Source organism: Moritella sp. PE36 (genome assembly GCF_000170855.1).
GTDB lineage: Bacteria > Pseudomonadota > Gammaproteobacteria > Enterobacterales > Moritellaceae > Moritella.
This window is the reverse complement of the sequence record NZ_ABCQ01000086.1, coordinates 1-11150: the sequence shown is the minus strand read 5'-3', so window position 1 is coordinate 11150 and position 11150 is coordinate 1. Positions and strand designations below refer to the sequence as shown.

Sequence of the window (11150 nt, the reverse complement as noted above, 5' to 3'; positions counted from 1 at the left end):
TCTTCACCTGTCGCTGCTTTGACCAATGGTGGACCCGCTAAGAAGATGGTACCTTGTTGTTTTACAATAATTGATTCATCTGCCATGGCCGGAACATACGCACCACCTGCGGTACATAAGCCCATGACTGAGGCTATTTGTGGGATGCCTTTGGCGGACATATTGGCTTGATTAAAGAAGATGCGACCAAAGTGATCACGGTCGGGAAAGACTTCATCTTGTCGCGGTAAAAATGCCCCGCCAGAGTCGACTAAATAGATACAGGGCAGGCAACAACGCTCTGCTATCTCTTGCGCGCGTAGGTGTTTCTTCACCGTTAACGGGTAATAAGTACCGCCTTTTACAGTCGCATCATTGGCTATGATCATACATTCGATGCCATTAACACGACCGATACCCGCAACGATACCTGCAGCGGGCACGGAATCGGGATAATATTGCCAAGCCGCAAATTGTCCGAGCTCTAAGAAGGGCGAACCAGGATCTAATAAAGCATCAATACGTTCACGGGCCAGCATTTTGCCACGGGCTAAATGGCGTTGTTGTGCTATTTCGCCACCCCCTTTTTTTACTTGTTCAATATTAATTTCAAGTTGTTGAACAAGATCTTGCATAGCTTGTTGTTTTGCCACAAAAGTAGGGTGTGTGATGTTGAGTGTCGTGCCTATTTTCGCCATGCTTGCTACGCTCCTGACTCATTAAACAGTTCTCGTCCTATCAATATACGGCGCATTTCTGATGTGCCTGCGCCAATCTCATAGAGTTTGGCATCTCGGAGTAAACGACCGGCTGGGTATTCGTTACTGTACCCATTTCCGCCTAATAATTGGATCGTATCCAGTGCCATTTTTGTGGCCAGTTCGGCGCTGTATAAGATCACTCCGGCACAATCCTTACGGCTGGCGTCACCGTTGTCACAAGCGCGCGCAACCGTATAGGTATAACATTTAGCTGCGTTCATCTGACTATACATATCGGCGATTTTGGCTTGCACGAGTTGAAATTCACCAATGGCTTTACCAAACTGCTTACGCTGGTGAATATAAGGTACGACAAGATCCATGCAGGCATCCATGATCCCGAGTGGTCCGCCGGTTAGCACAAGGCGTTCGTAATCAAGTCCGCTCATGAGTACTTGCACGCCGTGATTGAGTGTGCCAAGGATATTGGTTTTTGGTACTCGGCAGTGTTGAAATACTAACTCACAGGTATTGGAACCGCGCATACCTAGCTTATCGAGCTTTTGCGCTTGGCTAAATCCAGCCAAGCCGCGTTCAACGATAAAAGCGGTAATACCGTGGCTGTTTAATTCTGGGGCTGTTTTGGCATAAACAATATAGGTGCTGGCTTCGGGACCATTGGTGATCCACATTTTATTGCCATTTAGTATGTAGTCGTCACCGTCTAATACCGCACTTAATTTCATTGATACCACGTCAGATCCTGCGTTGGATTCGGTCATGGCGAGTGCTCCCACGTGTTCGCCACTAATTAGCTTGGGCAGGTATTGCTGTTTTTGTTGTGCGTTGCCATGTCGGTAAATTTGATTCACACACAGATTTGAATGCGCGCCATAGCTGAGCCCAACCGAGGCTGAAGCACGACTTATTTCTTGCATCGCAATGACATGAGCGAGGTAACTCATATTAACCCCGCCATACTCTTCGCTGATAGTGATGCCTAATAACCCCATGTCACCGAATTTTTGCCACATATCCGCTGGAAACAGATTGTCGCGGTCTATTTGCGCCGCGCGTGGCGCTATTTCGTCACTGGCAAAGGCGGTAACACTGTCGCGTAGTAGATCGATGGTTTCACCAAGGGCGAAGTTGAGTGACGAGTAGGCGTTTGGCATCGGCGTTCCTGTTCTGGTTGTTAAGTGAACCGTCATGTCAGCTAGTTTTTGTTAAGTGATTCGGTAAATTAATCTTGTCTTTCATTCATTTGAGTATGGTCGTTAACGACTGGGTTGCCAATTTGAATGTATAGGGATGAAATCGTAGCTGTAGTTGAACTATTGTATGTTTAGTTGGATATTTAACCATTATTTTAACGATTAAAATATAAATGAGGATAATATTATTAATGTGACCTAGATCTCTATATAATTCCGTTCCGGCCAGAACCATCGAGTTTAGCCACCTTAGTTACAAGCCGTCATCAAGGAAATGTGAACGACCCAAGGATTTTGGACCAGCGTGACTGTAGCTTGCTATCAAGGTGACTCGTATGTTGTTATTGGGCGGACTGACTAGATTATTTGTTAAAAATACTGTTTTTCCTCTCCCTATATACCAATGCACGTAATACCCATTGCAATAAAATACTGATCACTAATCAGGTCTAAATTAATCCCACAGGGTGTTAATCTTTCCTGCGTTTACTGCCATCTAAATTTTATTACAATCGGTATGACACCTTCATTTTTTATACATCTATTTTTAAGAACAGGATGAAATTATGCAGTTGTTAATTAGCTTAGTCGGTATTGTAGTACTGATCTTATGTGCATGCGCACTTTCTGAAAATCGCAAAGCGATCAAATGGCGTACCGTGGGTGGGGCATTGTTCCTACAAGCTGGTTTTGCCGCAATTGTGCTTTATTCTTCTATTGGCCAAAGCATGCTTGGTGCGATGAGCAGTGGTGTGGCGAGTATCTTAGGTTTTGCTGATGTGGGTATCCAATTCTTATTTGGTGATTTAGCGACGGGAGGATTTATCTTCGCGATCCGCGTTTTACCCTTAGTTATCTTTATTAGTGCGCTTATCTCATTACTTTATTACATTGGTATCATGCAGTGGGTAATTAAAGTGATTGGCGGTGGGATCCAGAAGTTTCTTGGTACCAGCCGTGTTGAATCATTAGCAGCAACAGGTAACATTTTCCTTTCTCAAGGTGAATCACCATTGTTGGTAAAACCGTTTTTACCAACAATGACACGTTCAGAATTGTTCGCGGTGATGACGGGGGGTATGGCATCGGTTGCAGGTAGTGTACTGGGCGGTTATGCCGGTTTAGGTGTTGAGATTAAGTACCTTATTGCCGCAAGCTTCATGGCGGCTCCAGGTAGCTTGCTGATGGCTAAATTATTAGTACCAGAGCAAGAAACGGTAGTTGAAGATGCTAATGTTGAAATAGCAAAAAGCGAACATAGTAACGCGATTGATGCATTAGCAGCAGGGGCGATGAATGGTATGAAGGTTGCTGTGGCAATCGGTACTATGTTAATTGCATTTGTGAGTGTTATCGCGATGGCCAATGCAGGTTTCGAAATGGTCGGTAACTGGGTAGGTATTGAAAACCTGACGTTACAAAGTGTATTGGGTTACATCTTCTCGCCATTAGCCTTTCTGATCGGGGTACCTGAAAATGAAATGCTGATTGCGGGTTCATTTATTGGTCAAAAAATGATCCTAAATGAATTTGTGGCGTTCATGGACTTCGCTGCAGTTAAAGATACTATCTCTGAGCACAGCCAAATAATTATTACTTTTGCACTGTGTGGTTTTGCCAACATTGGTTCTATTGCCATTCAAATCGGGTCTATCGGGGTGATGGCACCAGAGCGTCGTTCAGACGTGGCAAGCTTAGGCTTTAAAGCGGTACTTGCTGCGACACTGGCTAACTTAATGAGTGCGGCATTAGCAGGTATTTTTATTAGCCTGTAAATAGTAAGAGTAAGAGATAGCGGTAGTAATAACTTGCAGCTAGGCTCTACAATGAGCAAGGCACACACTCACTGACGTAGGTGTGTGTCTTTTTTGTTACGGCCGTTTTAACATTCCTGCTTGTTCATTCGTCATTAAAATAACGAGAGTGCTTAACTTGCTTGTGCTAGCGAGTCGGTAGCGTTGTTATTGGTAAGCAGGCGTTTACCGGCTTTATCAAACAGGTGTAAATGTTGTTTTGCGACATTTAGCGTTAAGACTTCCTTATTTGGGAAATTCAGCTCGGGTGTTAACGCAGTAAATATTTTTTCATTCACTAAGCCATGCACCAGTTGATTAGGCCCTAAAGGCTCAACCGCTTGTACCGTTAATGAAAAACTTAAGCCTGAATTTGAAGCCTCTAGTAGCGCATGTTCAGGTCTAATACCTAACTGGATCTTCTGCGCGGGTAAATGCGCGTACTCAGCGAGGAATAAGCGTTGATGCTCAAAATTGATCACGCCATCAGCAATTTCAGCTTGATGAAAATTCATCGCGGGACTGCCAATAAAACTGGCGACAAAGGTACTTGCGGGCTGGTGATAGACTTCTGCTGGTGTCCCTACTTGTTCAATTTCGCCTTGATTCAATACAATAATACGGTCTGCTAATGTCATGGCCTCAACTTGGTCGTGAGTAACATAAACACTCGTCACCGCTAATTCACGTTGTAGTTTCTTAATTTCTAAACGCATGTGCGCACGCAATGACGCATCGAGGTTCGATAGCGGCTCATCAAATAAGAACAATTTTGGTTCGCGGACTATCGCTCGGCCCATCGCCACACGCTGGCGTTGACCACCAGATAATTTAGCGGGTTTACGATCTAAATAATCTGTTATTTTCAGTGTTTCTGCGACTTTTTCAATTTTTGACTCGATGGTATCTCTATCAACACCGCGGTTCTTTAAACCATAGGCTAAGTTTTCATATACCGTCATGTGCGGATATAGGGCGTAGTTTTGAAATACCATGGCAATATCACGACTTGCTGGTGTTTCAGTATCAATACGGCGATTATTCAGCTCTATCTTGCCACTTGTGATTGATTCTAAACCGGCGATAGAGCGTAATATGGATGATTTACCACACCCTGATGGGCCAACTAATACAATGAATTCACCTTGTTTAATATCGACTGAAATCCCTTTTACTGCTTGGTGACCGTTGTTATAAGTTTTAACTAAATTCTTAAGTGCTAACATATTCTATCTCTTTACAAATTTGCTGTGGTGATACTATTGGTGGTTATGATCACAACCATGACTACTTTTCTGTTTCAACAAGACCTTGAACAAACCAACGTTGGAAAATGATGACGACTAAAATAGGTGGCAGCATGGCGAAGATAACTAACGCAAACGCTTGATCATAACGTGGTTGACTGCTTTGGCTAATGTCGCTCAGTAGTTGCTTAATCCCCATGACGATGGTGTTGTAGCTTTCATCTGTGGTCATCATGATTGGCCATAAATATTGATTCCAACCGACCACAAACATAATGATAAAAATAGCGGCGATCATGGTTTTTGATAGCGGTAATAAAATATCAATAAAGAAGCGGACTGGGCCGGCATTATCGAGTTGTGCCGCTTCCAATAGTTCATTCGGAATGGTGCGGAAAAACTGACGGAAGAAGAAGGTTGCCGTTGCCGATGCAATTAATGGCAAGATTAATCCAGAAAAACTGTTTAACATGCCCAATTTAGCGACCACTTCATAAGAGGGGATGATCCGTACCTCAAGCGGCAGCAGTAGGGTGACAAAAATAAGCCAGAACCAAAATGATGCAAACGGCATGCGGAAGTAAACGAGTGCGTAAGCGGCCATCATTGAAATGATGATCTTGCCGATAGCAAAACCAAGACCCATGATCATCGAGTTGATGATCATGGATTTTGCGTTAACATCGCTGCTAAAGCCGATACTCTTGTTCCATACTTCACTGTAAACCGTGGTGAAGTTACCACCCGGTAACCACTGTAATCCATCACTGATGATGGTATTTGGATTGTGTGTCGAACTGGCAAATATTAGCCAGATAGGCACGATCATAAAGAGTGCGCCGATAATCAGGATCGCATGATCTAACCATTGATTTTTTTTCATCATAAAACTCTCAAAGTTGTAACCGCAGACTGCGATTAATAGTGCACACGTTTTTCGATAAACTTAAATTGCATCCAAGTTAATGCCAATACTAAAACCAGTAACACCACTGATTGAGCCGCACTGCCACCCAGGTCTGTACCAATAAAACCATCACGGTAAATTTTATACACCAGTGATGTTGTTCCGCCGCCAGGCCCACCAGACGTCAAGGTATCGATAACCCCGAAGGTATCAAAAAAGGCATAGGTCAAGTTGATGACTAATAAGAAAAAACCCGTTGGCGCAAGCAGTGGGAAGGTGATCGTCCAGAATCGACGGTTGTCACTTTCGCAATCCAGCATTGCGGCTTCATTCACCGCAAATGAAATCGACTGTAAACCCGCTAAGAAGTAGATGAAGTTGACTGATATTTGTTTCCATACCGAGACTAAAACTAACACAATCGTTGCGTCAAAAGGGTTGGTATATAAGCTAAAGTCCCAACCGAGACTGGCGAAAATTTCGGTGAACACACCGATATGTGGATTAAAGATAAAACCACCCATAATACCGGCCACGGCTGGCGCTACTGCATAAACCCAAGTTAAGGTGATTTTATACGCACTCTTACCATGTAAGATATTGTTGGCTTTAACGGCGAGCAGTAGGGCAAATGCTAAAGATAAAAACGATACGACTATTGCAAAACCGAGAGTGAAAAACACTGATTTTAAGTATTCAGCGGAATTAAAAATGATGCTGTAGTTTTCTAATCCGACAAACGTTGATGACAGGCCCCAAGGGTCTTCTAACATAAACGAAAGGTAAACGGCTTCAGCCGCTGGATAGAAAAAAAACACCGCGATAATTGCAATTTGTGGTACTAAAAGAATATAAGGCAATGCCGAATGGGTAAATTGTTGGCGTTGTTCCACAATAAAAACCTAATGAATTGAAGTGATAAATTAGCTGTGGCGCACGTCAGGTGAACCACAGTCAGTAATAGGCTATCGCACAGTTCGAGCGAAACGATTTAAGATAACCTGACTTTCTTTATCGACGTTGTTGAGCGCGTCTTCTACCGACGTGCGGTTAGCAAAAACGTTATCAAATTCACGATGCATGACTTCTTGGATTTGTGAGTAGAAACCTAAACGGTAACCTCGGGTCCATTCGCCACCCGGTAAGCTTAATTGTTTGATACCTACTTCTGCATCAGGTTGTTCTTGGTAGTAACCTGATTGCTTAGTTAGCGCGTAAGCAGCTTTGGTTACGGTTACGTAACCCGTTGATTTATGCCAGAACATTTGTGTTTCAGGACTCGTTAAGAAGCTAAAGAATGCGGCAACAGCTTGCTGTTCTTTTTTCGGTTTACCATCAATGGCGAATAAGGCGGCGCCACCAATAAAGGTACGACCGGCATTCTCATTTATCGATTTCCAGTACGGCAGGTAGGTTGTGCCTAAATCAAAATCAACGCGATTTCGTAAACCACCAAATGAACCTGATGAACCCATCCACATCGCCACTTGCTCTTTTTCAAATGGTGTTTGGTTTGCGCTCCAATCAGAACCGTAATACTTGTAATAACCTTTGTCAGACCAGTCTTTTAGCTTGTTAAAGTGCATCTTCATATCTGGCGTATTCAGCATGATCTTGGTGGCTGGCGCATCAAAGCCATTATTCTTATCGGCAACCGGTAAGTTATGACGTGACTTGAAGTTTTCGAACATGATCCAAGGTGTCAGCGATTGTGAGAACGTCGCATAGCCTTGTGCTTTTAGCTTCTTCGCGACTTGTTCCATGTCTTCATACGTCTTAGGTGCGTCAACACCAACTTTATCGAGAATGTTTTTGTTGTAATACAGAACAGGTGTTGAACTGTTGAAAGGCATGCCAATCATTTTCCCGTTACTGTCAGCATAAAAATTACGAACGCCAGCAATATAGTCTTGATTGTTAAATGCATAACCTGATTCAACGAGGATATCTTGTACCGGTTTAGCGACACCTGGTGCATTAATTATCGTGGCTGCACCGACATCGGCAACTTGCAGTATGTTTGGCGCTTGATCCGCTCTGTAAGCTGCAATACCTGCTGTCAGTGTTTCAACGTATGAACCTTTAAATACCGGTGTAATTTTGTATTCATCTTGTGAAGCATTAAAATCACGAGCAATAGTATTGACTGTTTCACCTAGTTGGCCACTCATCGCGTGCCACCAAGTAATGTCTGTAGCAGCCATAGTTGTACTTGATAGTAATGAAGCAAGAACACCTGTTATCAATTGCTTTTTCATCTCAATCCTTAATGATTAGGTTGTTATTAACAGTAAATGTGCTGCTTATAATAAGGGGGGATAATGACAGTTACGTTTCACTTTTGTTGTGGTAAAGTTAAAGTTAAGTCATAAATATGGAGTTGTAATATGTTTGGAGTAACAGAACTGTGGTTATTTGTGTTATCAGGCGTCATGTTAAATTTGATCCCCGGGCCTGATTCTTTATATGTTATTGGACGCAGTGCAGGGCAAGGGTTTCGTGCGGGTTCTGTTGGCGCATTTGGCATTGGTGCAGGCACATTAGTGCATGTATTTGCCGCCGCGTTTGGTTTATCCGCTATCTTAGCGACATCCGCTATGGCATTTACAGTGGTTAAGGTGATTGGTTGTATCTATCTGTTGTACATTGGTTTTAGTATGCTTTTATCAAAGAACAAAGCGGCTGATGTTGATGCTGTTAATGTAGATAGTAAAAATACATCGTTATCACAGATCTTCTTTCAAGGCTTTTTAACCAATGTCCTCAATCCCAAAGTAGCCTTGTTCTTTCTGGCTTTTGTACCGCAATTTATTGCGATGGATTATCCGCATAAAGCGATGTCATTTATCTTCCTCGGTATTATTTTTAATATTAATGCGATGATCTGGTGTCATATTCTGGCTTGGTCATCTTCTTCGATTGGCGGCAAGCTCAAAAATAACCAGCGTTTGACTACTTATCTGACCAAGTTCACGGGTGCTTTATTCCTATTTTTTGGTATTAAATTAGCGTTAAGTAAACAAAGCTAAGTTGAGTGATGATTATTCAGAATATATGCTGTGTTTATCAAACTAAAATAGCCTAGGAGCATGAGATTAAAACCTGCTGTCTTGGGCGTTTTGTAGATATTGGCATATAATTGTATTTCAGAAAGTAAGGTTTTATATGTCCTAACCTTTCGACGAATCGGCTTCATTAAATATAGTAATTATTACTATATTTTCATGAGGTTCAGCTGGTGGACACTGGTTGAAGGTAAGAATTCAATGCAATTTATAAATAATTTTAGAGGCATTGCAATTTTATTAATCATGTTGATCCATGCAATCGGCACGATAGATAATGATGACTCGATGATCTTGTATGGTATTAGCTTGCTACTTGATAATACAACTATTTTATTTGTCGTTGTTGCAGGCTATTTGTTTTCATCATTATCGACTAATTTTAATTATCTAAAATATTTAAAGCATAAATTTAAAATTATTATCATTCCATATTTTTTTGTTTCACTTCCGGCTATCTTTATTTATCTGTCTGGGCTTAAAACTACCCATTTCTGGATTGATATGAATTGGTTTAATAGTTTAGGTCTGGTTTATCAATATTTGTATTTCATGCTATCAGGCGCACATCTTGTAACACTGTGGTTTATTCCCATGATTATTCCACTTTATCTTTTCAGTCCGAGTTTTCTTTATATTAAAAGTAAGCAGCTGTTAGGGGTTTTTTTTATACTGTCTTTAATACCTGCATTGTGGTTTGGACGTCCTGAATTTAGTATAAATAACGTAATTTGGACTGTGTATTTTTTACCGACTTATGTATTAGGGATGTTACTTTGGCAGCAGCCACGTATTTATGAAGCGCTGACAAAGTATAGTGGCGTGCTGTTAGCGGGTTATATCGTTGTTTACCTTTGGTTATCATGGGGTGCAGCATTTAGTTCATCGGTAGATCTATTGTGGAAAATGGTGTTTGCGGTGATCTTAATTGCGTTTACAAAACGTTATTTAGCAAAGAAAAACAAATTTTTAAATATGTTTGCCCGTTTAAGTTTTTATTTATATTTTGTGCATGGCTATTTTATTTCGACGATCAGAATAGTGTATAACCAATATCTTAGTGTTGAAGTGACAGGGTTATTTGCAGCATCAGCAAGCTTTGCGCTAACGCTGATTCTATCGTTATCGTCGTTTGTGATAATTAAATTAATTTTAAAGGAGAAATCAAAAATATTTATCGGACTATGAGCTAATTATTTTGTACCAGTCCAGTATTATATTGTTTAGAAGTAGAGGGCGTGTATGTTTTTTGATGATTTAAGCCGATTTAAAGATAACATAGCGGTGATTGATGCAGTCAGTGGTGACGCAATTACTTATACTAATCTTAATCATCAAGTAGAGATATTATCCCTGCAACTTGGTAATAATAAAGAATTGGTATTTATTGAATCAAAAAATACCATTATGTCGGTGGTCTGTTACTTAGCTTGTTTAAAAAGTAATAAAGTCGTTTATCTTGCGGACGATTTTAAAAGTGATAAATCAATCGAGCTGATTAAAAATTACAACCCCAATTTGCTTATTGATGGTCTTGGACAGATTAGCCAGCATGCACAATGCAATTACCAGTTACATCCAAACTTAACCTTGTTGCTGTCGACATCAGGCACTACGGGTACCCCCAAATTTGTTAAGCTCAGTGCCAGTAATATCCAGTCAAACACGGAGTCGATTGTTGAATATCTGATTTTGACTGAACATGATATTGCTTTAGCACATCTAAAATTACATTATGCGTATGGTTTATCTATTTTACACTCCCATTTACAGGCTGGTGCATGTACCGTATTTACCGCTCATAGCGTATTAGATACTGGGTTTTGGCATGACTTAAAGACGTATTCTGCGACCAGTTTTGCCGGTGTCCCTTATACTTTTGAGGCTTTGTTAAAGACCAATTTTGACTTTAAAACATACCCTAGTTTACGTTATGTCACGCAAGCAGGTGGTAAGCTCGAAGGTTTTTTAGTCAAAAAATATGCGTTGCAAGCGCAAGCGAACGGGGTCGAGTTTTTTGTCATGTATGGCCAGACTGAAGCCTCGCCGAGGATCTCTTACCTGCCGCCGCACCTGACTGTCGACTTCCCAAATACCATCGGCCGTGCTATTCCGCAGGGGAAATTATATATTGTTGATGACGAGGGAAACGAGATTAAAACGTTAGATAAGTCTGGTGAACTGGTTTATCGCGGTGACAATGTGATGATGGGTTATGCCACGTCAGTGACTGGTTTGGCTAAC

Annotated in this window: 10 protein-coding genes; 4 read left to right on the top strand and 6 right to left on the bottom strand. The window is 41.4% G+C overall.

What is annotated here, in order from left to right; translation table 11 throughout:
* Both PE36_RS22740 and PE36_RS22735 read right to left on the bottom strand, forming a co-directional pair.
* Positions 1-677: carboxyl transferase domain-containing protein (locus tag PE36_RS22740; RefSeq protein WP_006034470.1), on the bottom strand; the 677-nt coding region annotated here is incomplete at its 3' end.
* A gap of 5 nt (positions 678-682) precedes the next feature.
* Positions 683-1855, bottom strand: a complete 1173-nt coding sequence (locus PE36_RS22735) for an isovaleryl-CoA dehydrogenase (RefSeq protein ID WP_006034469.1) — start codon at positions 1853-1855, stop codon at positions 683-685.
* A gap of 605 nt (positions 1856-2460) precedes the next feature.
* Here PE36_RS22735 and PE36_RS22725 point away from each other — a divergent pair.
* The gene (locus PE36_RS22725; protein WP_006034468.1) at positions 2461-3669 is read left to right on the top strand and encodes a NupC/NupG family nucleoside CNT transporter; all 1209 of its coding nucleotides are present in this window, start codon (positions 2461-2463) and stop codon (positions 3667-3669) included.
* A 152-nt stretch (positions 3670-3821) separates the two neighbouring features.
* Here the strand turns inward: PE36_RS22725 and ugpC are convergent, their stop codons facing one another.
* The 4 genes from ugpC to PE36_RS22705 all read right to left on the bottom strand — a co-directional run bounded on the left by ugpC (position 3822) and on the right by PE36_RS22705 (position 8099).
* Positions 3822-4913: a sn-glycerol-3-phosphate ABC transporter ATP-binding protein UgpC gene (gene ugpC / locus PE36_RS22720; RefSeq protein ID WP_006034467.1), complete on the bottom strand. Its 1092-nt coding sequence runs from the start codon at positions 4911-4913 to the stop codon at positions 3822-3824.
* A 61-nt stretch (positions 4914-4974) separates the two neighbouring features.
* The gene (gene ugpE, locus PE36_RS22715; RefSeq protein ID WP_006034466.1) at positions 4975-5820 is read right to left on the bottom strand and encodes a sn-glycerol-3-phosphate ABC transporter permease UgpE; all 846 of its coding nucleotides are present in this window, start codon (positions 5818-5820) and stop codon (positions 4975-4977) included.
* Between the two features lie 32 nt (positions 5821-5852).
* Entirely contained in the window at positions 5853-6734 is an 882-nt protein-coding gene (locus PE36_RS22710; protein WP_006034465.1) for an ABC transporter permease subunit, read from the bottom strand.
* Positions 6735-6806: 72 nt separating this feature from the next.
* Complete coding sequence (locus PE36_RS22705; RefSeq protein ID WP_006034464.1) at positions 6807-8099, bottom strand: extracellular solute-binding protein; 1293 nt, start codon at positions 8097-8099, stop codon at positions 6807-6809.
* 129 nt (positions 8100-8228) lie between these two features.
* On the opposite strand from PE36_RS22705, the gene PE36_RS22700 reads away from it, so the two are divergent.
* The 3 genes from PE36_RS22700 to PE36_RS22690 all read left to right on the top strand — a co-directional run.
* Positions 8229-8870 carry a LysE family translocator gene (locus PE36_RS22700; protein WP_006034463.1) on the top strand — a complete coding sequence of 214 codons (642 nt, stop codon included), beginning with the start codon at positions 8229-8231 and terminating at the stop codon, positions 8868-8870.
* Positions 8871-9107: 237 nt separating this feature from the next.
* Positions 9108-10094: an acyltransferase gene (locus PE36_RS22695; RefSeq protein WP_043995000.1), complete on the top strand. Its 987-nt coding sequence runs from the start codon at positions 9108-9110 to the stop codon at positions 10092-10094.
* A 54-nt stretch (positions 10095-10148) separates the two neighbouring features.
* Positions 10149-11150: AMP-binding protein (locus PE36_RS22690; RefSeq protein WP_006034461.1), on the top strand; the 1002-nt coding region annotated here is incomplete at its 3' end.